General features: G+C 37.5%; 29 protein-coding genes. 25 read left to right on the top strand and 4 right to left on the bottom strand.

Annotation, left to right across the window (positions count from 1 at the left end; genetic code table 11):
- The first annotated feature begins 5 nt into the window (after positions 1 to 5).
- Together ABXH34_RS03620 and ABXH34_RS03615 are read left to right on the top strand one after the other, a co-directional pair.
- The gene (locus ABXH34_RS03620) at positions 6 to 227 is read left to right on the top strand and encodes a hypothetical protein (protein WP_353570499.1); all 222 of its coding nucleotides are present in this window, start codon (positions 6 to 8) and stop codon (positions 225 to 227) included.
- Positions 214 to 579: a type II toxin-antitoxin system VapC family toxin gene (locus tag ABXH34_RS03615; protein ID WP_353570498.1), complete on the top strand. Its 366-nt coding sequence runs from the start codon at positions 214 to 216 to the stop codon at positions 577 to 579. Before ABXH34_RS03620 ends, ABXH34_RS03615 begins: the two co-directional genes overlap by 14 nt.
- Positions 580 to 681: 102 nt before the next feature.
- Here the strand turns inward: ABXH34_RS03615 and ABXH34_RS03610 are convergent, their stop codons facing one another.
- A complete protein-coding gene (locus ABXH34_RS03610) occupies positions 682 to 978 on the bottom strand; it encodes a hypothetical protein (RefSeq protein ID WP_353570497.1) in 297 nt (98 codons plus the stop codon).
- 188 nt (positions 979 to 1166) lie between these two features.
- Between ABXH34_RS03610 and ABXH34_RS03605 the strand changes: the two genes are divergently transcribed.
- The 15 genes from ABXH34_RS03605 (at position 1167) to ABXH34_RS03530 (ending at position 7476) form a co-directional block, all read left to right on the top strand.
- A complete protein-coding gene (locus tag ABXH34_RS03605) occupies positions 1167 to 1409 on the top strand; it encodes a hypothetical protein (protein ID WP_353570496.1) in 243 nt (80 codons plus the stop codon).
- Complete coding sequence (locus ABXH34_RS03600; protein ID WP_353570495.1) at positions 1399 to 1776, top strand: type II toxin-antitoxin system VapC family toxin; 378 nt, start codon at positions 1399 to 1401, stop codon at positions 1774 to 1776. Before ABXH34_RS03605 ends, ABXH34_RS03600 begins: the two co-directional genes overlap by 11 nt.
- A 154-nt stretch (positions 1777 to 1930) precedes the next feature.
- Positions 1931 to 2203, top strand: coding sequence for a type II toxin-antitoxin system Phd/YefM family antitoxin (locus ABXH34_RS03595; protein ID WP_353570494.1), 273 nt, complete (start codon positions 1931 to 1933; stop codon positions 2201 to 2203).
- Positions 2184 to 2465: a Txe/YoeB family addiction module toxin gene (locus ABXH34_RS03590; RefSeq protein ID WP_353570493.1), complete on the top strand. Its 282-nt coding sequence runs from the start codon at positions 2184 to 2186 to the stop codon at positions 2463 to 2465. Before ABXH34_RS03595 ends, ABXH34_RS03590 begins: the two co-directional genes overlap by 20 nt.
- A 79-nt stretch (positions 2466 to 2544) precedes the next feature.
- A complete protein-coding gene (locus ABXH34_RS03585; protein ID WP_353570492.1) occupies positions 2545 to 2841 on the top strand; it encodes a type II toxin-antitoxin system RelE/ParE family toxin in 297 nt (98 codons plus the stop codon).
- A complete protein-coding gene (locus ABXH34_RS03580) occupies positions 2842 to 3132 on the top strand; it encodes an addiction module antidote protein (protein WP_353570491.1) in 291 nt (96 codons plus the stop codon).
- Positions 3133 to 3281: 149 nt separating this feature from the next.
- Positions 3282 to 3551 carry a hypothetical protein gene (locus tag ABXH34_RS03575; protein WP_353570490.1) on the top strand — a complete coding sequence of 90 codons (270 nt, stop codon included), beginning with the start codon at positions 3282 to 3284 and terminating at the stop codon, positions 3549 to 3551.
- A 12-nt stretch (positions 3552 to 3563) separates the two neighbouring features.
- Positions 3564 to 3827: a hypothetical protein gene (locus ABXH34_RS03570; RefSeq protein ID WP_353570489.1), complete on the top strand. Its 264-nt coding sequence runs from the start codon at positions 3564 to 3566 to the stop codon at positions 3825 to 3827.
- A gap of 200 nt (positions 3828 to 4027) precedes the next feature.
- Positions 4028 to 4204: a hypothetical protein gene (locus tag ABXH34_RS03565; RefSeq protein WP_353570488.1), complete on the top strand. Its 177-nt coding sequence runs from the start codon at positions 4028 to 4030 to the stop codon at positions 4202 to 4204.
- Between the two features lie 42 nt (positions 4205 to 4246).
- On the top strand, positions 4247 to 4690 hold the full coding sequence (locus ABXH34_RS03560; RefSeq protein ID WP_353570487.1) for a hypothetical protein: 444 nt from the start codon (positions 4247 to 4249) through the stop codon (positions 4688 to 4690).
- The gene (locus ABXH34_RS03555; RefSeq protein WP_353570486.1) at positions 4677 to 4991 is read left to right on the top strand and encodes a type II toxin-antitoxin system VapC family toxin; all 315 of its coding nucleotides are present in this window, start codon (positions 4677 to 4679) and stop codon (positions 4989 to 4991) included. Before ABXH34_RS03560 ends, ABXH34_RS03555 begins: the two co-directional genes overlap by 14 nt.
- A gap of 237 nt (positions 4992 to 5228) precedes the next feature.
- The gene (locus ABXH34_RS03550) at positions 5229 to 5468 is read left to right on the top strand and encodes a DUF433 domain-containing protein (RefSeq protein WP_353570485.1); all 240 of its coding nucleotides are present in this window, start codon (positions 5229 to 5231) and stop codon (positions 5466 to 5468) included.
- Between the two features lie 660 nt (positions 5469 to 6128).
- Positions 6129 to 6833, top strand: a complete 705-nt coding sequence (locus tag ABXH34_RS03540) for an IS1 family transposase (protein WP_353570509.1) — start codon at positions 6129 to 6131, stop codon at positions 6831 to 6833.
- 320 nt (positions 6834 to 7153) lie between these two features.
- Positions 7154 to 7327: a hypothetical protein gene (locus ABXH34_RS03535; RefSeq protein ID WP_353570483.1), complete on the top strand. Its 174-nt coding sequence runs from the start codon at positions 7154 to 7156 to the stop codon at positions 7325 to 7327.
- A gap of 17 nt (positions 7328 to 7344) precedes the next feature.
- Positions 7345 to 7476 (top strand): hypothetical protein, encoded by a 132-nt coding sequence (locus ABXH34_RS03530; RefSeq protein WP_353570482.1) that lies wholly within the window; start codon positions 7345 to 7347, stop codon positions 7474 to 7476.
- Positions 7477 to 7804: 328 nt separating this feature from the next.
- On the opposite strand, the gene ABXH34_RS03525 is transcribed toward ABXH34_RS03530, so the two are convergent.
- Positions 7805 to 9142, bottom strand: a complete 1338-nt coding sequence (locus ABXH34_RS03525; protein WP_353570481.1) for a PI-PLC domain-containing protein — start codon at positions 9140 to 9142, stop codon at positions 7805 to 7807.
- A gap of 365 nt (positions 9143 to 9507) precedes the next feature.
- Complete coding sequence (locus tag ABXH34_RS03520) at positions 9508 to 10452, bottom strand: reverse transcriptase domain-containing protein (RefSeq protein ID WP_353570480.1); 945 nt, start codon at positions 10450 to 10452, stop codon at positions 9508 to 9510.
- Between the two features lie 979 nt (positions 10453 to 11431).
- Here ABXH34_RS03520 and ABXH34_RS03515 point away from each other — a divergent pair.
- The 8 genes from ABXH34_RS03515 to ABXH34_RS03480 all read left to right on the top strand — a co-directional run bounded on the left by ABXH34_RS03515 (position 11432) and on the right by ABXH34_RS03480 (position 19596).
- Positions 11432 to 11632 carry a hypothetical protein gene (locus tag ABXH34_RS03515; protein ID WP_353570479.1) on the top strand — a complete coding sequence of 67 codons (201 nt, stop codon included), beginning with the start codon at positions 11432 to 11434 and terminating at the stop codon, positions 11630 to 11632.
- Between the two features lie 577 nt (positions 11633 to 12209).
- On the top strand, positions 12210 to 12527 hold the full coding sequence (nirD, locus tag ABXH34_RS03510; protein WP_353570478.1) for a nitrite reductase small subunit NirD: 318 nt from the start codon (positions 12210 to 12212) through the stop codon (positions 12525 to 12527).
- 3 nt (positions 12528 to 12530) lie between these two features.
- Positions 12531 to 15197: a molybdopterin-dependent oxidoreductase gene (locus ABXH34_RS03505; protein WP_353570477.1), complete on the top strand. Its 2667-nt coding sequence runs from the start codon at positions 12531 to 12533 to the stop codon at positions 15195 to 15197.
- A gap of 340 nt (positions 15198 to 15537) precedes the next feature.
- Complete coding sequence (locus tag ABXH34_RS03500) at positions 15538 to 15756, top strand: hypothetical protein (protein WP_353570476.1); 219 nt, start codon at positions 15538 to 15540, stop codon at positions 15754 to 15756.
- Positions 15756 to 16016, top strand: coding sequence for a Txe/YoeB family addiction module toxin (locus ABXH34_RS03495; RefSeq protein WP_353570475.1), 261 nt, complete (start codon positions 15756 to 15758; stop codon positions 16014 to 16016). Before ABXH34_RS03500 ends, ABXH34_RS03495 begins: the two co-directional genes overlap by 1 nt.
- Before the next feature lie 250 nt (positions 16017 to 16266).
- Positions 16267 to 17643, top strand: a complete 1377-nt coding sequence (locus ABXH34_RS03490; RefSeq protein WP_502710394.1) for a CmpA/NrtA family ABC transporter substrate-binding protein — start codon at positions 16267 to 16269, stop codon at positions 17641 to 17643.
- 195 nt (positions 17644 to 17838) lie between these two features.
- The gene (locus tag ABXH34_RS03485; protein ID WP_502710393.1) at positions 17839 to 18789 is read left to right on the top strand and encodes an ABC transporter permease; all 951 of its coding nucleotides are present in this window, start codon (positions 17839 to 17841) and stop codon (positions 18787 to 18789) included.
- A 15-nt stretch (positions 18790 to 18804) separates the two neighbouring features.
- A complete protein-coding gene (locus tag ABXH34_RS03480) occupies positions 18805 to 19596 on the top strand; it encodes an ABC transporter ATP-binding protein (protein WP_353570474.1) in 792 nt (263 codons plus the stop codon).
- 53 nt (positions 19597 to 19649) lie between these two features.
- Here ABXH34_RS03480 and ABXH34_RS03475 read toward each other — a convergent pair whose 3' ends face one another.
- On the bottom strand, positions 19650 to 21743 hold the full coding sequence (locus ABXH34_RS03475) for a KAP family P-loop NTPase fold protein (protein WP_353570473.1): 2094 nt from the start codon (positions 21741 to 21743) through the stop codon (positions 19650 to 19652).
- Positions 21744 to 22571 lie beyond the last annotated feature (828 nt).

The raw sequence follows: 22571 nt of genomic DNA, 5'->3' as shown, positions 1-22571 counted from the left end.
CTCAAATGCAATTTTGTATTGAATTACCTGATGACTTAGGAAAAGAGTTATCAAAGCAGCCAGACATTCAGTTATTTATTCAGAATACTATCGAGAAAATTTTATTAGAGAAGAAGCAGAATTCTCAATTAGTAGTTGATGTTATTAAAGATTTACCTGAATTTCCTAGCTTTGCAAATAAAGACCCATTAGAAATACAAAGAGCAATGCGTGATGAATGGGATTAAGTATTTATTGGATACAAATATTTCTATTGGACTATTAAAGCGCAATCCCGTTGTGTTAGATTTATTTAAAATCAAGCAGATAAAAATTAATGAATGTGGATATAGTGCTATCACAAGAATGGAGTTACTGAGTTATTCAGCTTTATCTACGCAAGAAAAACAAGCTATTGAGTCATTATTAAGCCGTATGACTTATTTAGCAATTACAGCCGCTATTGAAAGTGAAACAATTGAATTTAGACGTATTCATAAAACTAAATTACCAGATTCCATTATTGCAGCAACAGCAAAACACTATAAGCTTGAATTACTGACTTTGGACAAAAAATTGGCGAATAAATTGACACCATAGTTTTCGATTAGGATAGTGATAATTTTGTTTGCAAAATGTAAGTTCACAAAAATGGATTGCGCCACCCTCAATTAATTTATAAAGAAAGGTGACGCTATTGGCTTACTCTATTCGATATACAAAACGAATAATTTCTGAGCGAGTAACGGAATCACTAGGATTGTACTCTGGACAAGACTCTGTTAGTCCACGGTCAACAAGTTGTTTCATAAAATCAGTAAGATCACTGTAGTCATATATATCAGTAGGGTAAGCAACACCTGCTTTATTACACTCATTATTGATTTTGATGTTAGACCCTATTGCTTCTATATAGTTTATGAGGAATTTAGCCATTTCTGCACGAGTAACCTTGTCATCAGGATCATAACCAGAATAACTATTGTCTCGTTCCAACATGCCAATGTAGGAATGCAGTCCAGACGCGCTGCGTCATTTAAATAAGAAAACGTAACTTGGCATTGACTGGGTTGCGTTTTTTTATTGGGAGAATGATAATTAAGTGAGATTTTATTTTAGGAATACATCACATGAATCAGTCAAATCCCCATTCCTCAACAGCAACAACGACTCTTAGCAGAATTAAAATGAACACACTAACCATGCAGCAACAAGCTGAATATTATTTAAAACAACTACCACCAGATAAACTTGCACTCATAACCGAACTGTTAGCAAACCTTGTACAAACTGAGCCACAAACAGAATTAACCCAACACATCACAGACAGTGAGCCATCTCAATTTTTTGGTATTCGACAAAATGATGATTTTGATGTATCCCAATATATGAGAACGTTACGAAAAGGTAGACAATTTGATGTTGATTGATACTGATATACTGATTTTTTATTCGCGTGGCTCGATTAAAGCACAACAAACACTACAACAAATTGATATTATTGAGTTATCTATTGTTTCTTACATGGAATATATGCAAGGGGTCAAAAATAAAAAAGAGTTACAAGAATTTGAAAAATGGTTAAAACAAAAAGATATAAGGATTCTACCTATCAATGAAAAAATATCTGTGCAAGCAAGTCAAATGGTCAGACAATATGCACTAAGCCATTCGCTTTATATGGGTGATGCGCTTATCGCGGCAACAGCTTTACATTACAAAGATTCCCTGCTTACAGCAAATATAAAACATTACAAAATGATAGAAAGTTTAGAACTACTGATATTTAAGCCGTAAAGGGTATAAAAATGTTTATCTCGTTCCAACATGTGAATGTAGGAATTCAGCCCAGACCCGCTGTGTCATTCAAATAACGCAACTTGGCATTGGCTGGGTTGCGTTTTTTTATTGAGGGAATGATAATTACACTATTTCATATTAGGAAAAGCAAATGAACAGTATTAGTATGAATCAATTTCAGAGTGCTTTTAATACTTTGATTAATAAAGTTATTACAACTCATACACCATTAAAAGTCACTCAGAATACAGGTGATGGATTTATTGTTATCAATGCAAAAGATTGGGAACGAGACCAAGAAACACTTTATATTTTGCAAAATACGCAATTGATGCAACAAATTTCAGATTCTTTAAAAACACATCAACAACGCAAAGGATATAAGCCAACTCAGGAACAGTTGAATGAAATCATTAGTGTTTGAGGGTAATACTTGGGAGGTTTATGAGAATTTGCGAGAACGGGATAAAAAATTACACAAAACGTTGTGTCGTGTTTTAAAAGAAATGTTGCGTGGAGACCCCTCTGTTGGTAGTGGAAAACCTGAGCAATTGAAGCATAATTTATCTGGATTTTGGTCTCGTCGCCTTTCGCAAAAAGACCGTATTATTTATCAATTTGATGACGACTATATTTATATTTTTGCTATTGGTGGACATTATGATAATTTTGATTTGAAAACGTGACTTGGCTTGAGCTGGGTTGCGTTTTTTTATTGAGGGAATGAGAATTGACAATCCCTATTTTGTTAACTACAGTTTACATATGATTGAAGTTCGTACAACAGACATATTCAATAAATGGTTTGACGGCTTGAGAGACCGCCGAGCCAAAGCACGCGTCCAAGCCCGCATTGATAGATTAGAAATGGGACACTTTGGTGATGTTGCTCCAGTAGGCGAAGGAGTTAGTGAACTACGCATATTTTACGGCAAAGGCTACAGAGTTTATTTTGTTCAACAAGGCTCGGTTGTAGTCATACTCTTATCTGGTGGAGACAAAAGCACACAATCATCAGATATTGAACAAGCCAAACAAATCGCTAAACAAATTGAGGATTAAATGATGAACACAACTCGTTGGGACTCAGCCGCACATCTTAAAACTGAAGAAGACATACAACTCTATCTTGAAGCCTGCCTTGAAGAAGCTGGAGATGATCCCGCATTTATTGTTCATGCTTTAAGCACTGTTGCCCGTGCAAAAAATATGAGTCAACTTGCTAGAGACACGGGCTTAACACGAGAAGGGTTGTACAAAGCATTATCCTCTGAAGGAAATCCCAGTTTTGCAACCGTAACCAAAGTCGCAAAAGCATTAGGATTCAAATTTACTATCCAGCCTTCCGTTTAAATAATTTATTTTTTGCCTCGTTCCCACAAACTTGTGGGAATACAGTCAAGACGCGCTGCGTCATTGCTTTATCTTGTATCCTCATATACTTCGACATAAAAATACACTAAAATCATTACCTAACAAACTACTTTTATGGTGAAATTCTCATGAAAACCGTAACACTCAATATAGACGAGACACTATACGACACACTATTAGCAATGCTTCACGGCTTACCAAAACAAAAAATTGAAATCATTGAAGAAAATCAGAAGACAAAAGCAAACATTGTAAATAATACAACAATGGAAACTCAAATAGCACAAGAGAAGCTAGAACAAGGTAAAAATATCATGCGTAAACTTGCTACTGGACTTGGAACTAGCGCACTGCCTCATGATGGTTCAGTCAATCACGATGATTATTTATATCGCTAGAATCAAATCATTATGAACAATATTTTTGTTGATACATGGGCTTGGTATGCCTTAGCTGATAAAACAGATATAAACCACCACATTGTTGCAAAAGAAACTGAAAAGTTACTAGATGATAACTATACATTTACAACAACAAACTATGTTTTATATGAAACACTGACGCTTGTACGCTACAAAATGAATCATGCTTTGACACTAAAATTATGGGATTTAATACTAGAACTTGAAAAGACAAATTTATTGACAATAATTCGGGTAAGCGAAACACAATAACAAACTGCTCTAAAAATTTTTAGACATTACAATGATCAAAAATTCTCTATGGTTGATTGTACATCATTTGCTGTTATACAAGATGTAAAGTTACAAACAGTCTTTACTGGAGATAAACACTTTTCCATTATGGGCTTTACCTGCATACCTCTTACAAATTCAAGCAAAACATAACATCAGCTCTATGAGGAAGCACACTTATGTTATCCGTCAATGCAATATATGAAAATGGACAAATCACACTTTTCGAAAAAATCCCAAGTGTAAAACGAGCAAAAGTAATTATAACTATTTTAGAAGAAGACAAGCAGACACAACAAGATACTAATATTTCTCTATTTGATGATATTGTTGGAGCAGTTTCTCTTCATAACTAATGGCTCGATTAATCACGACAAATACATAACCGAGAAAAATGTATGAAAGAAAAAGTATTTGTTGATACAGGATATTGGATTGCACTCATTTTTCTCGTTTCTCGTTCCCACAAGCTTGTGGGAATGCAGTCAAGACGCGCTGCGTCATTAATAGCATTTGTACTCACTTTTGAATTAATAAAACGTAATTTGGCATTGGCTAGGTTGCATTTTTCTATTGGCTTGATTGAAATGAATACAAGGAAACTCAAAATGATTTCAGAACAACAAATCTTACAACAATTACATCAACTGCCATCCGAAAAATGGTCTCAAGTCTTAGATTTTATGCAAATGCTTAATAATCAATCAAAACCAAATATAGACACAGATTATATTGAAAAAATAGCGGGTTGCTTAAAATACACGGGGAAACCCAAAACACAAGAAGATTTTGACTTGGCAATCCAACAAGGCATCAAAGAGCAATGGCATGTACGCAATTGATACTAATATCATTCTTCGTTTTCTAACCCAAGATGATGAACAACAATATCAAAAAGCAAAACACATTATCCAAACTCAAGAGGTATTTATTCCTGATACCGTTATTTTAGAAATAGAATGGGTATTACGCTATGCTTATGGGTTCAATGTCAGTCAAATTGCTGACGCATTGCTATTACTGGTAAATGCGGGCAATATTTATATGGTTGATAAAAATAGAATTTTTATGCCATATATTGGTATAAAGATGGTTTGGATTTTGGTGATGCACTACATCTTGCAGCTAGCCAATATTGCTTAAAATTTATAACATTTGATATTAAGCTGATAAAACGTTCTAAAAATAAAGGGCAATGTCCTGTTGTTACTCCTTAACTACAAGCTTGTAGGAATACAGTCAAGACACGCCGCGTCATTAAATAGAATAGCACTTATCCTACCTTTAAAAAAGAAAACGCAATTTGGCATTGGCTGGTTTGCGTTTTTTTATTGGGAGAATGATAATTAAATTAGTTTTATATGAAAAAAGGTATATATCATGAAAATACAGCTTAATGAACGAATTTTTGTAGATACAGAAAAATGTAATGGTAAACCGATTATCCGCGACCAAAGAGTTACCGTGCAAACGATATTAGAATTTCTTAGTGCGGGTGACAGTATTGATGATGTTTTGCAAGCTTATCCCACTTTGGAAAAAGAAGATATTTATGCTTGTTTAGCTTATGCGGGTCAAGTCATGACAAACCATAGTATGACACTACCTACAGCAGCATGAAATATTTAATTGACGTGAATGTACCTGATGCTGTATTTCAAGGAGAACAATTTTCTTTTGTTAAAAATCTTGATCCTGAATGGTCTGATAGAAAGATTTGGGAACACGGTTTTGTGATTGTAACTAAAGATACTGACTTTTTTCATTGGTCATAGCTTACTCTGATAAATTGGAAGTTGTTCGTTAAAGTTAGGGTTACAAAATAATTATGATTTGGAGCAAGCAAGAAAAAGTGTAGATTTTGCTCAAATTCGAAAGGTGGCTTGAGAATAATATAAAAAACGCAACTTGATTTAATCGCTAGGTTGCGTTTTTTGTTGATTACGCTTAGTAATACTATATGTTAATTAGTAATTTTTAATTACATATAGTTTGTTCATATGTCCAGCAAGAACTCATATTGCATGACCCATTGTTATACATACCTTTACAAGCAATGAACGTGTTATCTTTATTGTCAATAGGAGACATAATAAAACAATAACTACTATGTGGATCAGTATTTCCTGTCGTTTCTTGACAGTAATAATCTTTATTCTCTCCTGAAAATGAACAATAGTAAGGATGTTTTTGCTCTTGCCCAAAAAAATTTGGTAGTCCTATCAAAGTAGTGGTATTTTGATATTATGAGCGTAAAGAGAGAATTAGGAGTGAAACATGGTGGTTTGTCCAAAGTGTGGTTCATCAAATTATATAAAAAATGGAACGGTTCATAACAAAAAGCCAAAGATGATGTGTAAAGACTGTGGAAGACAGTTCGTAAAAGAGCGAATAAAGGCAGAAATAACAGAAGAAAAAAGAAAATTGATAGACAAACTTCTATTGGAGGAAGTCCCATTAGCAGGGATATGTAGGGTGTTGGGAATATCAGAAAGTTGGCTTCAACGTTATGTAAATGAAAAATACGCTCAAACACCAAAAAAATTAAAGGTAACGGAAAGAAAAAAGGGTAAACTGGTAGTCCAAATGGATGAGTTGTGGTCATTTGTAGATAACAAGGGCAATAAACTCTGGGTTTGGGTTGCCTTAGACGTTCCAACTCGTCAAATAATAGGTTTACATATTGGTGACAGAAGTCGTGAAGGAGCAAAAGCGTTATGGGATTCATTACCTCCTGTTTATCGGCAATGTGCTGTCTGCTACACCGACTTTTGGGAGGCTTATGTCGGCGTTATTCCCGCTAAACGTCACCGTGCTGTAGGCAAAGAAACGGGTAAAACCAATTACATAGAACGACTCAATGCTACTTTACGTCAACGCATTTCAAGACTTGTTCGCAAGACACTTTCCTTCTCCAAAAAGCTTGATAATCACATTGCGGCTATTTGGTATTTTATTCATTATTATAATCTCTCTTTATCCTAATAAAATTTAACTTATTCCACTACTTTGATAGGACTACCGATTTTTTTATCCACAGGTGAGAAGACCATACAGCAGTTACTTGAAATAATTTGGGAATCCCGTAATGTTGGCACGAATGGCCGATTTTTCCAGCGGTAAGGATTTGTCTGAGCATTTGAATAGTATGCCAAGCATCGATTTTATGGGGTGGCTGCGCCTGCGTTTATTCGGGGTTTGTTGGATCAGTTTGCGTCTGACACGATTGAGACGGTGATTAAGGATAAGGTAAAGGCATTTCGGGAGTTGCTTTGTTCGCCAGATGCGGAAGGACAGGTGTATAGGTGCTAGAGCGGTTTGCGTTGGTGTACGTGGCGGGGGAGTTGTATATTTTACCGTTTCGGCGTGGGGAGTGTGTGGCACAGGTTGGCGTGTATTTTCAGCAATGGTTAATGGATCGGGGTGGTTCGGTGGAGTTGGAGAAGCATAAGATTATTGACGCGGTGGTTTTTTTGTGATTGAGAACATGTTTTGTATGTTTTTTGATATTGATAGTTATGATAAAGCGGATGGGTTGTTGTCTGATTTGACGGTGACGCAATTGGTTGGAGAGCGTAAGACGGTGAATATTCCGCAGATGTTTTTGATTTTTCCGACTACGTTTTAGAATGAGTTGTGTAATCAGTTTCCTTATAAGCAGGTGGGTAAGGTGTTGCGGGAAGCAGGGATTTTCCGCACGCCGAGTAAGGGTTTTTCGACGCCTGAGTGGATGGCATTTTTTAAGCTGTTGTGGAAAGAACGTGTGTATAAGATGTGTTGCCCGATGAGGAGGAGGGTTAAGCGGCTCGATTGTGTCAAGTGGGTCGGGAGAGAGTCAAGCTACTCTACACCATGAAAGTGTAAGTGTCTCGACGGTATCAGTTATGATGGGATATAGCCAAGAGATACGACTCGGCAAGTATGTGTCTCATTGAGCTATAATAGCAGACATAATGTTAAGTTTTGTGTTTTATTACTGCGCGATTTATCTTCATCGCAATGCGTGCTGATTTATCATCGAGGATGTTATCGACAAAAATAATATTAGGGAAGGCCTGTTTAGTGATGGCGGGGTATAAATAAGAGTCTAAATGTTTATTAGCTTTATTTGCTAATTGTTTAATGCTGTCGGCTCCCCCCTTACAGCCAGCAGCCTGATACCAGGCTTGCGTTAATGTCCACGATAAAAGAAAATAGTCTTTGGAATGACGTTCCATTTTCCTGATTTGGTCCCTTGCCATTTCTTTGAATACATCGGTTTTTGAATAATGATTATAGACATTAAAGTTTTTCGAGTGATAAAATCCCTTAGAGGCCAATTTTCTAAGTTTCACATTTTTTTCGTCAACAATCACAACAACAGCGGGAGTCTCACTGATAAAAGTGCGCAAAGTTATCTTCGTCAAGTCATCGTTTTGAGTGTGATTGACATATAAATGGTTAAGATGCCGGAGTTCATTGAATAAACCATCCCATTCGTTTTGTGTGAATTCCTTATAGTTCGCATTGTCATAATCGGTGTTGAGAGCATGAGATAGATTAAGAATTACCAGTTCTTTATGAACGGCGGTAAAGGAATTGACGTCACTGATAATCGATTTTATAGACTGCCCATTTCCGCCTTGCCAGGTGTTTTTAAAAAAATTTTCGATAAACGAATAGTGTCCTGTGCGGTACCGACCACCCGCAATCACAGGTCGTATGTCAAAATAGCGTGCACCGAAATTTAATTGAGTATGAAGTGGATGAGTTTGAGTAAGTGTATTACAGTCAAATGCTGCTGCGGTATGTGAATGTAGTGAGCTCATGCCAGCATCATGAGCCCCGGTAATGCAAATCTGATTTAATTTCTTATCGCCTATTAAGCCTAAATTTTTGTGCATCCAACTAGGACCAATGGACGATGATGCAGCATAGTGGCTATTACTGCCAGCTAAGATAAACGCCCTTTTGCCTTTCTGGTCATTCCCATTAAGTTCTAATCGAGCAACAGTTGAATGCGAATAGGCATTTAGATGTTTTAAAGCGACGTGTAATTTGGTAGACTCACCGGCCTGGACATGCAGTTGAAATGACTGACCATTTGAGCCTTCTAAGACATAGGTAGCGTTAGCAGCATCAGGTGATTCCCCTGTCAAAAAGGTGTCACACCACTCTACATAAATGTTCACGCTGGAATGCGCTGAAATCGTTTGTGGTAAATCCCATGAAATCAAGTGATCTGCATGTTGTTTAGTTTTTTTCCAGTCACAATCAGTACTATTGACGAGTGTGACATATCCACATTGGTCCATGATTTTATCCCCTATTATCCTGATAAATAAATGATTTTGTTACATCACCAAACTATGTTTGGTTATGCGTATCTTCAATCAAGCTCAGCTTGCTAAATATCTCGTAAAACAAAGCTTGTGGTACTGGCATTACAAAGATGAATTAAGACCCGAGCTATTTAAAAATATGTTTTACGGCAAGACAGCAATATGTTGTAAGTATATAAACCAAAGGGAAAAATAGATTTAGTATCAGGTAGCTAACAGTTGCTGGATGTGATTGTTTTGGACAAATTGCCTTCTGCACTATCAAAGACCTGTCCTCCAGCCCACACTTTATACTCCCCATCAATTACCTCTACTCCACTTCTCACCTAACGCTTCCATCATTCAACATACTGCCCAATGTCCGTTTCCGAAACACCTTGCTCATAAAGCTGGTGCAGTTTGCCCTGATGGTTAGCCCAAGTTTTCCAAGCGATATCCAACCCCTTCTGCAAGCAATTGCCTATCCTATAGCCTAGAAAATCAAAACCTGTAAACTTAATGCGTCCGATAAAGGTTTTATACGGGTGCTTGGTCATCGTCATCTTCACGACATCCAACACCCGATTCATCAACCGCACAGCAGTCCGTAACTGATTACGCGTGCGGCATAAAATCACCCAATCATCCATGAAACGCCCATAAAACAAATCGTGCGCCTCACAATACCGACTGAGCTGATCATCCAATGGCTGCAAATACACAGCCCCCAATAAGGGCGACATCGGATTTCCTTTACTGATGCCAATCTGCACATGATGATAAACACCATACACATCATCCAATCGACCCAACATACGGCCTAATAAGGTCAGCACTGTTTCACAAGGAATCAATGCCCGTAACTGCTTCATTAAAATGCCGTGGTCGATCGTTGCATAATATGAGTTGACATCACTACGGCACACAAAACGGTAATTATCCACCGTCTCACTCACCGCATTAACACAACCCTTCGCTTCACCATTGCCCGCTAAATGAAAACAGCGCGTACTTAATTTGGGACTCAAGTAATCGGTTAAAACTATTGCCAAGGCTTTCAGCACTAAACTATCTTGTGCTGACCAAACCAAAAAACCATCATATTGTTTACAGGGACTAAAACGATAAGTCCCAGCCCTGATTTCCTCAATACACTTCTGTTCTAAATGCTGGCAATTATGGCGTAAATGCCAATAATCATTATTGTGATGACTATCTTTACGCCGACTATCCAACCATTGCCAAGCCGCTTGGAAATTTTCGGGTGCAACAATACGATCAATCAGTTTCATACTTTTAGTCATGGCTTCCAATTGCTCAAACTTCCAAAGCTGAAAAGTGTAAACAATCCTTCAAAACATCTGAGTACAATTTGTAAATTCATATTTGCTACTCAAACGATGAGTTAATACTAAAGCATTATTTAACGAAAATAAATACAACTAAAGTTGCAGGACTTACAACCTTAGTCGTAGATTTGAGTGTTTTTTTCAAAAAAAACGTTAAAAAATGGAGCTGATGGAATGATGAAAAATTTATTCTCAAAGCATTTTGTGCAAATAATAATTAACTTGAAAAGTGGGAAATAATGAATGGGGGATCAATTGCCTGATGGAGTGGTTTTGGGGAAATTGAGAAGAGGAAATATAACCAAAGTTGCTATGCTTAGGGTTTGTAGTTTTGGCATTTGGTAAAAAAGTGAATCAAATTAATAGATTTTTAAAGGGATAATGATTCTTCCAGCGGTATGCCCCGAAATCACGTAAACCAGTTGATAATATTTTTCCATGCCCTAAATGCTCAATTTGCGTAGGGTGTATAAGCGTAGCGTCATACACCATTTGGAAGCATAATGGTTTTGTAATTCTGTATTGAAAATATGCGGAATTAGCCGAATCGAAAATGACGGATGACGCTATTGCTTATCCATCCTACGATACTGAACGATGAAAAACTTCATTATATTAGCTTGAATAAATTAGTAGAAGAACTGTCGACAGCAAAGTACGATTTCGCGCTTTAGCAGCACAAGGCAATCCAGAACAAAGTTTGAAACTACTTGATAAATTAGATGCAGCATTATCTTAAATGATGTCTCATTATAACTAATAAACTGTGACATTTATGATTTACTAATGATAAATAATTAAGTATGATAAAAGGTGTTTACAGGACGTAAATCAAGCGGCATGGAAGCATAAACAAGTCGCCCTATCTTGATGTATTTCGCATCAGAGCAGGGCTACTCAATCGATGTACTGTCATTACAAGGAAATACATGTCATGAGTGATGTGAATGTTACCACACCTGCCTCAAAATCCCATTCGGAAATCATCGTCGAAATGTCTGTCATCATGAGCTTGGCGGAAGTCGGCGAATTAGTTGCGTATCCAGAAAATGATATTGAACTAGACAGCTTAAGCAAACTATTTCGAGTGATTAAAGAAAGGCTCGATACGCTGATTGATGCTGTTGAGAAATAACATGTTAACTCGTTCCTACACACTTGAGCTGTAGGAGCGGGATTAGTTTAATTCAGAAAATAAAGTACGCAATACCTGTTCAAATTCATTTCAATAACATTAACTTCAGCTATTCAAGCTGGGATTCAACTCAATAACTACCATTCCCCTCTAGTTCTAAAATAGATTTCGTTCGCTACCTTACAAATACCTTAATAAAATTATTGTTTTTTTGCGGTGCACGATTTGAGTGCCTAGCACTAGCCTAGTGCATAAGTCAACTATTAAAAACAAATAACTTCATATAAATCAAACAGTAAAAACTTGGTCTACTTTGTGCTCTACCCCCGAAAGTGTCATCAAATAGATTCCTATCTTTAGGAGAAGTGCCCCGTGAAAAACAAGCTCGTGTGCATCGGCAACGGTATAGCTGAGATGCGTACTGTTGAAAAAAATCTTAAATTAGAACTAGGTACGTATCAAACAAGCGTATTTTGTAAAGGGTTGCATACAAACTATAAGGTTGCCCAAAGTTATTGGTAATCAATTTATAGCTTACGTTTCTCTAAATATAAACTAACTTTAAGGACAAACCCACATGAGCCAACAAATCACCATCGGTACACTGAACGACATTCCACAAATGGGTTCAACCACGGTTGAAACGCCAAACGGACGTTATGCGATTTTCAGAACCCGCGATGATGCTGTATTTGCCTTAAGAGATCAATGTCCACACAAGGAAGGGCCTTTATCACAAGGTATCGTTGCAGGACATACCGTGACCTGTCCATTGCACAACTGGAAAATCGATTTGTCTTCAGGAGAAGCCCAAGCCCCAGATGAAGGCTGTGTCAACACTTTGCCACTTGAAGCGCAAGCCGATGGCACATTACTTTTGACTTTGGTGGACTAACTCATGTCTAGCGTACAGACCGCTTGTCCTTACTGTGGTGTAGGTTGTGGGGTCATCGCAACGGTCAATCCCGATAATAGCGTCACGGTCAAAGGCGACAAAACCCATCCTGCAAACTTTGGCAAACTGTGTTCCAAAGGCTCAGCGCTGGGCGAAACCCTCAGCTTAGACGACCGTTTGTTATATCCAGAAATCAATGCACAACGCTGTGATTGGGATACCGCCTTAAACACGGTTGCTGAAAAATTCAAAGATACGATTCAAAAACATGGTGCGGACTCGGTTGCATTTTATGTCTCAGGACAATTATTAACTGAAGACTATTATGTTGCCAACAAATTGATGAAAGGCTTTATCGGCAGCGGTAATATTGATACCAATTCACGCTTGTGCATGGCTTCCAGCGTTGCAGGACATAAACGCGCGTTTGGTAGCGATACTGTACCTTGTAATTATGAAGATTTAGAGCTTGCGGATTTAATCATTTTGACAGGCAGCAATTTGGCGTGGTGTCACCCTGTGACATATCAACGCATTAACGCGGCTAAGAAAAAACGCCCAGAATTAAAAGTCATCAATATTGATCCTCGCCAAACCGCCACTTGTGACATTGCCGACCAACATATTGCTTTAAAAGCGGGTACAGATGCTTGGCTATTTAACGGCTTATTACAATTTTTACGTAACAACGACCATTTAGATTACGAATATTTAGAACAATATACTCAAGGTTTTTCCAAAGCTTTAGACGCGGCGAAAAAATCGAGCGGTTCGATTCCGATTGTTGCCCAACAGTGCGGCTTAACTGAACCAGAAGTGGCAGAATTTTATCGCGCCTTTGCCAAAACTAAAAAAGTGGTTACGGTTTATTCTCAAGGGATTAATCAATCTAGCAGCGGCACAGACAAAGTTAACAGCATCATCAATTGTCACTTGGCCACGGGAAAAATCGGCAAAGTTGGCATGGGTGCGTTTTCAGTCACGGGTCAACCTAATGCGATGGGTGGTCGTGAAGTCGGCGCGTTGTCAAATCAATTGGTTGCTCACACCGATTTCAAACCTGATGACTTAGATATGGTTGGGCGTTTTTGGCAAACCGATAATCTTGCACAACAAGCAGGTCTCAAAGCGGTTGATTTATTCGAGGCGGTGAAGCAGAAAAAAATCAAAGCCTTGTGGATTATGGCAACCAATCCGTTAGTCAGTATGCCTGATGTCGACAATATCAAAGCGGCATTAGAGTCGTGTGAATTTGTGGTTGTATCCGATTGTGTCAGAACCACTGATACCATGAATTATGCTCATGTGCGTTTGCCTGCCTTAGGCTGGGGTGAAAAAGACGGCTCTGTGACCAATTCCGAACGCTGTATTTCTCGTCAACGCGCATTTTTGCCACCATCTGCGGAAGCTAAACCCGATTGGTGGATTTTGAATCAAGTTGCACAACGCATGGGTTTTAAACAAGCTTTTAATTATCAGAGTCCTGCACAGATTTTCCGTGAATATGCTGAATTAACAGGTTTTGAAAATAACGGCAAACGTGATTTAGATTTATCAGGTTTAGACACTCTGACTGATGATGAATATCAGGATTTAGCACCGCTGCAATGGCCTGTGTTTAAAACCGAAAATGGTTATCAACCTACTGCGCGTTTATTCACTGATGGGCAATATTTCCATTCTTCCAAAAAAGCCCAACTGATTGCAATTGAACCGCGTTTGCCACAAGGTCAAGTCAGTAATCAATTTCCGTTTATGCTCAATACGGGACGGGTTCGTGACCAATGGCACACCATGACTCGCACGGGTAAGTCGGCGCGTTTGGTGGCACATATTCCTGAACCGTTGATGGCAATTCATCCTAAAGATGGTTTGAATTTGGGTTTACAAGATGGCGGTTTAGCCGAAATTAGTAGCGCGGTGGGACATGGCATTGTGCGGGTGCAATTAACCAGTAGTCAAGCGCAAGGCGATGTGTTTATCCCAATGCATTGGAGTAAAGAAAATAGTGTGCAAGGTTCGGTCGGTAAATTAATCTCGCCTTATTTTGATCCAATTTCTGGGCAGCCTGAATTTAAACAAACCCCTGTCGCACTTCGTAGTTATAAGCCTGAATGGCAAGCATTTATTTTGTTACATCAAGGCATGGTGTTGCCTGAATCGTTACAAAATCAATTGACTTACGGGGTGAAAATTCGCGGCAAACAAAGCTGGCGATATGAGTTAGCTGGAGAAACCGCGCCTGAGTCTTGGAAAGATTGGATTATTGAGCATTTTGAAGAAGCTGATTGGGAAAATTGGCTGGAATATCATGATCGTGCTAAAGGCTATTATCGTTATGCCAAGATCATTGATGGTCAGTTGCAAGCCTGTGTATTTATCAGTCCTGATGAGCAATTACCTGCGCGTGATTGGTTGCAAGATTTGTTTGTTAAAGATGAATTGTCTTTAGATGAGCGGATTAATTTGTTGTTGGGACAGCCCGCGAAGCAACAGGATGATGCAGGTAAGATTATATGTTCTTGTTTTGGTGTTGGTAAGAATACGATTTTAAAAGCCGTTAAAGAGCAAAACTTAACAGATGTGGCGCAAATTACCGCGAAGTTAAAAGCAGGTGGTAATTGCGGTTCATGTGTGCCTGAGTTGAAGGAATTGTTGGCTGGGGCTTAGGTCTTGTTAAATCTCGTTACCATGCTCTGCGTGGTAATGCAGCCTTGACGCTCTGCGTCATAAATGAAAGTAATACAAATTAAATAAATTAGGTTCATGGTTTTTACAAGACGCAGAGCGTCTAAGCTACATTCCAACGGAGACCGTTGGAACGAGAAGATTCAGCTTATTGTGACTTGTGGCGTAATTGTAAATGCACTAAGAAGTCATGATTATCATGGTATTTTTGCACGCCACATTAATCCAAAGATTGATGATTATTTGATTAATAAATAAGTATATGGTGACTCAAAGCGATTTCTCTATAATGTATTTTGACTCTTAGAGAAAGGAAACTGACATGCAAACAATCACTTTGAAAGTTGATGATGAAATTAGCGACAAACTGGTATGGTTACTTAATCATTTTTCAGCCGATGAAATTAAGATTTTAGAACAGTCTGAATATATTAGTGATGATGAGTATTTGCGAAGCATTGACGGCATGGTGCAAAGCATCCAACAAGCACGAGCTGAGCCAATTGAAAACGGTGTGACATTGGATAAATTGGATTGGTAATGTATCAGCTTATTTTCATGTCTCAAGCGCAAAAAGATGCGAGAAAGCTAGCTTCTAGTGGCTTACAAAATAAAGCTAAAGCATTGCTAGACTTAATTATTATTGACCCATTGCAATATCCACCAGCGTATGAATTTTTAAAAGGGGATATGCAAGGTTTAATCAGTCGCCGTATTAATAAGCAACATCGTTTAGTGTATGAAGTTTTTGAACAGGAAAAAATAATCAAAGTATATCGGATGTGGAGTCATTACGAATAAATCCATTGAGACAATATGCTATGAAACTTAAGAAAATTCTTACCAATATTGATGACGCAAGAGACTTTTATTCATTAACATTGTTTGTTTCTGAAGTGTTTGTTCTCTTATTTGCGATTTACATATCTTTTACCTCATTTGTCTCATGATTAAGCCATATAGCTTGGTAACGATTTAAAAAGTATTTGATTTTTAGAAGTGTACAGAATTCATCGAAGTGTATTTTAATTTATTCATTAGGAGAATATTCATGCTGAAACGCAGACGTTTTTTAAAAACAACCCTATTAGCTGCGATGGCCGCAGTGGGTTTAAGCAGCTTTTCAGTTTTGGCAGAAGTTGGTGAACCTGAAAAAGAAGATTTAAAATTCGGTTTTATCAAACTCACAGACATGGCCCCTTTGGCGATTGCTTATGAAAAAGGCTATTTCGAAGATGAAGGACTTTACGTCACTTTAGAAGCACAAGCCAACTGGAAAGTCTTACTTGACGGCGTGATTGACGGGCAGCTTGACGGCGCACACATGTTAGCAGGTCAACCCTTAGGCGCGACTATTGGTTTCGGCACACAAGCCCACATCATCACCGCATTCAGCATGGATTTAAACGGCAACGGCATCACCGTATCCAATGAAATTTGGGAAGAAATGCAACAATATGTGGAAAAAGACAAAGACGGCAAACCTATACACCCGATCAAAGCTGACTCGTTAAAACCTGTGGTTGAATCTTTCAAAGATGCAGGTGAAGCGTTCAAAATGGGTATGGTGTTCCCCGTTTCCACCCATAACTATGAATTGCGTTACTGGTTAGCGGCGGGCGGTTTACACCCCGGTTATTACGCACCACATAAAGGCGACACCAGCGGTCAAATCGATGCCGATGTTTTATTATCTGTGACTCCTCCACCACAAATGCCATCAACCATGGAAGCGCGTACCATTTTCGGTTATTGCGTTGGTGAGCCTTGGAATCAACAAGCGGTATTCAAAGGGATTGGTGTGCCTGTGATTACCGATTATGAAATCTGGAAAAACAATCCTGAAAAAGTATTCGGCGTAAGTAATGAATGGGCTGAAGAAAATCCTAATACCCATATTCGTGTGGTGCGTGCGATGATTCGTGCAGCCTATTGGTTAGATGAAGACAACAACGCCAATCGTAAAGCGGCAGTGAAAATTTTATCTAAATCAACTTATGTGGGTGCGGATGAAGAAGTGATTGCAAACTCAATGACGGGTACGTTTGAATATGAAAAAGGTGATAAACGTGAAGTCCCTGATTTTAATGTATTCTTCCGTTATTTCGCTACTTATCCATACTATTCTGATGCGGTTTGGTATTTAACTCAAATGCGTCGCTGGGGTCAAATCCCTGATGCAAAACCAAATAGCTGGTATATGGATACGGCTAAAAAAGTCTATCGTCCAGACATTTATGCGAAAGCAGCACAATCTTTAATTGATGAAGGGGTGATGAAAGCGGTTGATTTCCCTAAGTTTGATACTGAGACAGGTTTCCGTACACCACAAACTGACTTTATTGATGACATTACTTTTGATGGTACAAAACCGAATGAATATCTTGAACAATTTGAGATTGGTTTAAAAGGCAATACTAAGCTGTAAATGACTCATCAATGATATGTAGGGTGGAATACTCTAACTCCCAAACTTTGTTTGGGAACGAGCAATGTGTTAATTATTATGCACCGTATTCCACCTTTCTCAAGCCAACTATTTAATTATGCTGGTATCTTTGGTGGAAAAGGCTGCGTTATTCCACCCTACATTGTCTAAAATCACCTCATTCAGGATATTCCTATGAAAATGATGACCCAGATTAACTTAGCAGGGCTAGCCAATAACTTCATTGTGCCCAGCTTAGGCATACTCAGTTTTTTACTCTTATGGCATTTACTTGCACCACAAGTTGTGACTTCATTAGGCGCGATACCAACTCCTGTACAAGTCTATCATCAATTTACCAATCTCATTGTTGAACATAAAGAAGAACGTACCAAAGCAGAAGCCTTTTATGAACGCCAACAGATTCGCAATGAAAAAAAATTAGCTAAAAACCCTGATGCTAAAATCAAAACGAGAAATTACACAGGTAAACCGACTTTTTTTGACCAAATATGGACCAGTCTTTTCACCGTGATGGTGGGGTTTATATTAGCCTCGGTGATTGCCATTCCCATAGGAATAATGACGGGATTAAGCCAAACCTTACATGCAGCGATTAACCCGCTGGTACAACTCTTTAAACCTGTTTCCCCCTTGGCATGGCTACCGATTGTGACCATGATTGTCAGTGCCGCGTATGTCTCTAAAGACCCGATGTTTTCAAAATCATTTATTGTTTCCGCTGTGACTGTCACCTTGTGCTGTTTATGGCCGACGCTGATTAATACTTCAGTTGGCGTGACCAATATCAGCAAAGACCTTATTAATGTCAGCAAAGTATTACGTTTAGGTTGGTTTACGCATATTCGTATGATTGTGTTGCCTTCGGCGATTCCGATGATTTTCACAGGTTTACGTTTATCCATGGGTATCGCGTGGATGGTATTGATTGCGGCTGAAATGTTGGCGCAAAATCCGGGATTAGGCAAATTTGTATGGGATGAATTCCAGAATGGTAGTTCTGACTCATTGGGTAGAATCATTGTTGCAGTGCTGCACATTGGTCTGATTGGTTTTCTACTCGACCGCGCGATTTTATTGATACAAAGTCGTATTTCTTGGGATAAAAGCGTGGCATTACGTTAGGTAAAGGACAACACAATGAATCAACCCCATTTAGAATTAAGTAACGTTTCCATTGAGTTTCCAACCCCTAACGGCCCATTTAAAGCCTTAGATGATGTGAATTTAAAAATTAATAAAGGTGAATTCATCTCATTAATTGGTCACTCAGGTTGCGGTAAATCCACGGTACTCAATATTGTCGCAGGTTTATATCAAGCGACAACAGGCGGCGTATTGCTCAATAATAAAGAGGTCAATGAACCGGGCCCTGAGCGTGCAGTGGTATTTCAAAATCATTCATTATTGCCTTGGTTGACTTCATATCAGAATGTGGAATTAGCAGTCAATACGGTATTTAAAGGCAAAAAATCCAAAGGCGAACTAAAGGATTGGATTGAGCATAATTTAAAATTGGTTCACATGGATCACGCGATGGACAAGCGTCCTGATGAGATTTCTGGCGGGATGAAACAGCGTGTCGGGATTGCCCGTGCCTTGGCGATGCAACCAGAAGTGCTGTTAATGGATGAGCCGTTTGGTGCACTGGATGCGTTGACGCGAGCGCATTTGCAAGATTCGGTAATGGAAATTCATGCGGATTTAGGCAATACGGTAATTATGATTACTCATGATGTGGATGAGGCAGTTTTATTGTCGGATTACATCGTGATGATGACTAATGGCCCTGAGGCGACGGTCGGCGAAGTGATGCCTGTGAAATTAGAACGTCCTAGAGACCGTTTAGCTTTGGCAGAAGACAAGGATTACAATCACTATCGTGGCGAGGTGTTGAAATTCTTATACGAACGCCAGCGTAGACCTATATAAAAATGGCTGAGGGAGTGCAATGTTTATGTCTCAAATATGCACTCCTTATATAATTATTCCACTTTAGAGTTAGACTCTTTCATTTTTTTGTGAATTTTAAGAAAGGCAACAATAGCAAATTGTTGTTCTTCTTCTAGTTTATTATATAACAATAGTGGTTCTTTTTTAATTTTTTGAAGTCGATCTATGATTTCCTTAATACAGGCAATATGCTCAATATATCTATAACTAATATCATATTTTTTAATATTTGCATCGTAATCATGTAAAGTTAAATCATGTAAAGTTATAAGTTTAATCAGCTCCTCATCATCTTTAATTAGTGTTTCGGTAAACTGTTTTGTAAGTTTAGGACTCCAATCAGCCCAACATTCTAAGATAGATAAAATTTTGGGATATTCAACTTTTTCTAACTGTCCATTATCAGCCCATTCCCCAATTCTTTTTGATGTTATATCAACCAATTCTTTGAGTTGTTTGGATGTTACAACGAGATTTTCAGAGGAGTCTTTATTTTTATATTGATAATGAACTACTTTAACAATTGTATGCAGTGTTTCTGTCGCATTATTTATGGCGTTAAGCAATATGCTAAAGCGTGCATCAGTATCTTGAATCCGCTTAAGTAATTGAAGAAATATTTCTAATATATCTCTATAATCACTATCTGGGATGAGTGTATCTCCAATTTCCATTAATGCACTTAAAATTGGTGCAATATTTTCTTCGGGAATGTCTTTTTCGGTATAATCATTCATTCTAAGTAAGAAATGAGCAATTTGATGATTTTTGCTTAATTTCAGTAATTCGGTTTTAAATGCCTCTGCACTATTTCCTTTAGATAAAACATACTGCATCTTTTTATGAGATATTTCATCACTAAGTGTAGATAGCTTAAAGTAGGTATCAATAATATCAGGGCTACAAATTCTAAGCTCCTTGCGCCAATTATTAAGGTTGCGACTTGTATACCTAACATCAGTTTTAAGCTTTGGAAAAAGCTCTTGCATGAAATGTTCTAATGCCTTAAATGGTAATCCTTTTACCTGTATTTGTTCCAAAATTTCCTTAATTTCAGCATCTTCACTCTTTTGTATTTTTTCAGAATTGTCTGATACACCTGTAAATAAATATTTGTTGTTTTTAATATCATTGTATAAGTCTGGAATAAAGACTTGTATAGCAGTTATTACTAAAAAATCACTTGGTTTAACCTCATCTTTTACCAAACCCCAATTGAAGCTTAATATATTGATATAACGTTTAACATCTCTAAGATTATTAAATAAGTACCTCATACCGTAGTGATAAATATCATAGTAAATTTGTTCCTTTTGCTTGTCAGTCAAATCCATAAGAGTTTTTAACTCTGAAAAAAGCAACTGATCTACATCCTTTTTAGATATTTGAGGAATATCAAAAGGGGCTTGGATAATTTTCTCTAAATAATCATTTCCTGAATAGGAGTCTATTTCTAAAGCATTTGCAACTACTTTTTTATCAAAGGGCAGTAAATAAACTGTATTTTTAAAATCTGCCAATGACTTTACAAGTTGGAATATTTGTCTGATTTCAGTATTGTTTAATCTATCAATATCATCTATGACGATAATCAGTTTTGTATCGATTTCTTCTAAAAGTCCATTCAGCTCTTTTTTAACTGTACTGAGATTTTTAGTCTCTTTTTCTCCAGCTTTAACAGCAGCCATACCAACATTTTTAATAGCTTTTGCTGCATTACCAATTTCTGATAAAACAGGAATATAAGAAAATGGCTCAAAAAATCGAGCATATTTTTGAATGGTGTTCCCTATTTTTATGTATTTTCCTGCATTATCTTTCCTATTTAAAGCTGATGAAAGTTCATTAAAAAATTGTTGCATCAACTGATTTTGCTCGGAAAAATTCCAAGGATTAAACTCTATAATAATAGGTGGTTGTTCTGTCTTTGATTTACCGCCCCTAACTTCTTCTAAAGTCATATTAATAATCGAAGTTTTACCAGCTCCCCATTCACCACATAATCCGATAGAAAGACTGTCTTTTTGCTTATAACTTAAAATGGCTTTGGCAAGGTATTTTGCAAACGAATGCCTACCAAGCAAATCTTCGTTTTCAGAACTTATAGGTTGATCTGTATTAAACATATTTATCTCACAATTTTTGATATTGGATTTATTAATTTAAAACTTTAAAAATTTAATTTCAATTATTCTTGTGGTAAGGTGCAGAAATTCTTACTTAAGCGTTATGTGTTAACTTGCCTAATGATTGATAAGCCATAAAATCAACCACAACAAGCAGATGAAACTGTATGCAGTGGATTGGCACATTTCAATTATTAATTAGCCATGCACAATGAAAAACAAGCAGCAGAACATAAAAAAATTGCGCGAGAATTGATTGAGGTGACAGGGTATAAATTAAGATTGCAGAATGTTGTCTGAATCAGGATTTTTAAGATTGATGGATTTTGAGAAAAGTAATGATGCCTGAAGGAGAATTTATCATTGCAGCATTCTGCTTGCCTGAAGAGATTATAAAGGCTTTGGAATTACCACGGTTAAGACGGCGTGGATTTCCTCTTGAACTAAGTAACAGTGAGGTAATAACAATAGAAATTGTTGGCGAATTTCTTGGACAACATTTGTCCGTCAAGTAGCTAATTTTCGGAAAATACGTGCACAGACTGTTGGCATCTTTATCAACAAAATGCTCGGTAATCCTCCCTTATCATTGTAATCAAATAACGGATGTAACCAAAATAAAAAGTATGACAGCTGAAACCATCCAAAAATTACAAACCTTACAAGATGATATTTCTGCAAAAAATATATTTTTATATGAATCATTCAATTAGCTCATGATGATAAGCATTATAGAACCCATTTGACATCTTTAATAAAGTGTTAAACTGAAAAGAAAAGTAAGATTGGATTGAGAAAAAATGGGATATACAAGCAGCTTAACAGACA

The sequence above is a fragment of the Candidatus Albibeggiatoa sp. nov. BB20 genome, assembly GCA_016744725.1.
Lineage (GTDB): Bacteria > Pseudomonadota > Gammaproteobacteria > Beggiatoales > Beggiatoaceae > Albibeggiatoa.
This window is presented reverse-complemented; position numbering and strand designations above follow the sequence as displayed.

Excerpts from the sequence above, each read along its gene's own strand:
- ABXH34_RS03605 (WP_353570496.1), top strand. The coding sequence starts at position 1,167 with ATGAACACACTAACCATGCAGCAACAAGCTGAATATTATTTAAAACAA.
- ABXH34_RS03575 (WP_353570490.1), top strand. The coding sequence starts at position 3,282 with ATGAAAACCGTAACACTCAATATAGACGAGACACTATACGACACACTA.
- ABXH34_RS03495 (WP_353570475.1), top strand. The coding sequence starts at position 15,756 with ATGTATCAGCTTATTTTCATGTCTCAAGCGCAAAAAGATGCGAGAAAG.
- ABXH34_RS03560 (WP_353570487.1), top strand. The coding sequence starts at position 4,247 with ATGAAAGAAAAAGTATTTGTTGATACAGGATATTGGATTGCACTCATT.
- ABXH34_RS03570 (WP_353570489.1), top strand. The coding sequence starts at position 3,564 with ATGAACAATATTTTTGTTGATACATGGGCTTGGTATGCCTTAGCTGAT.
- ABXH34_RS03475 (WP_353570473.1), bottom strand. The coding sequence starts at position 21,743 with ATGTTTAATACAGATCAACCTATAAGTTCTGAAAACGAAGATTTGCTT.
- ABXH34_RS03595 (WP_353570494.1), top strand. The coding sequence starts at position 1,931 with ATGAACAGTATTAGTATGAATCAATTTCAGAGTGCTTTTAATACTTTG.
- ABXH34_RS03500 (WP_353570476.1), top strand. The coding sequence starts at position 15,538 with ATGCAAACAATCACTTTGAAAGTTGATGATGAAATTAGCGACAAACTG.
- ABXH34_RS03585 (WP_353570492.1), top strand. The coding sequence starts at position 2,545 with ATGATTGAAGTTCGTACAACAGACATATTCAATAAATGGTTTGACGGC.
- ABXH34_RS03490 (WP_502710394.1), top strand. The coding sequence starts at position 16,267 with ATGCTGAAACGCAGACGTTTTTTAAAAACAACCCTATTAGCTGCGATG.
- nirD (WP_353570478.1), top strand. The coding sequence starts at position 12,210 with ATGAGCCAACAAATCACCATCGGTACACTGAACGACATTCCACAAATG.
- ABXH34_RS03620 (WP_353570499.1), top strand. The coding sequence starts at position 6 with ATGCAATTTTGTATTGAATTACCTGATGACTTAGGAAAAGAGTTATCA.
- ABXH34_RS03600 (WP_353570495.1), top strand. The coding sequence starts at position 1,399 with ATGTTGATTGATACTGATATACTGATTTTTTATTCGCGTGGCTCGATT.
- ABXH34_RS03565 (WP_353570488.1), top strand. The coding sequence starts at position 4,028 with ATGTTATCCGTCAATGCAATATATGAAAATGGACAAATCACACTTTTC.
- ABXH34_RS03550 (WP_353570485.1), top strand. The coding sequence starts at position 5,229 with ATGAAAATACAGCTTAATGAACGAATTTTTGTAGATACAGAAAAATGT.
- ABXH34_RS03580 (WP_353570491.1), top strand. The coding sequence starts at position 2,842 with ATGATGAACACAACTCGTTGGGACTCAGCCGCACATCTTAAAACTGAA.
- ABXH34_RS03525 (WP_353570481.1), bottom strand. The coding sequence starts at position 9,142 with ATGGACCAATGTGGATATGTCACACTCGTCAATAGTACTGATTGTGAC.
- ABXH34_RS03530 (WP_353570482.1), top strand. The coding sequence starts at position 7,345 with ATGTTTTTTGATATTGATAGTTATGATAAAGCGGATGGGTTGTTGTCT.
- ABXH34_RS03505 (WP_353570477.1), top strand. The coding sequence starts at position 12,531 with ATGTCTAGCGTACAGACCGCTTGTCCTTACTGTGGTGTAGGTTGTGGG.
- ABXH34_RS03615 (WP_353570498.1), top strand. The coding sequence starts at position 214 with ATGAATGGGATTAAGTATTTATTGGATACAAATATTTCTATTGGACTA.
- ABXH34_RS03555 (WP_353570486.1), top strand. The coding sequence starts at position 4,677 with ATGTACGCAATTGATACTAATATCATTCTTCGTTTTCTAACCCAAGAT.
- ABXH34_RS03590 (WP_353570493.1), top strand. The coding sequence starts at position 2,184 with ATGAAATCATTAGTGTTTGAGGGTAATACTTGGGAGGTTTATGAGAAT.
- ABXH34_RS03610 (WP_353570497.1), bottom strand. The coding sequence starts at position 978 with ATGTTGGAACGAGACAATAGTTATTCTGGTTATGATCCTGATGACAAG.
- ABXH34_RS03485 (WP_502710393.1), top strand. The coding sequence starts at position 17,839 with ATGAAAATGATGACCCAGATTAACTTAGCAGGGCTAGCCAATAACTTC.
- ABXH34_RS03520 (WP_353570480.1), bottom strand. The coding sequence starts at position 10,452 with ATGACTAAAAGTATGAAACTGATTGATCGTATTGTTGCACCCGAAAAT.
- ABXH34_RS03515 (WP_353570479.1), top strand. The coding sequence starts at position 11,432 with ATGAGTGATGTGAATGTTACCACACCTGCCTCAAAATCCCATTCGGAA.
- ABXH34_RS03480 (WP_353570474.1), top strand. The coding sequence starts at position 18,805 with ATGAATCAACCCCATTTAGAATTAAGTAACGTTTCCATTGAGTTTCCA.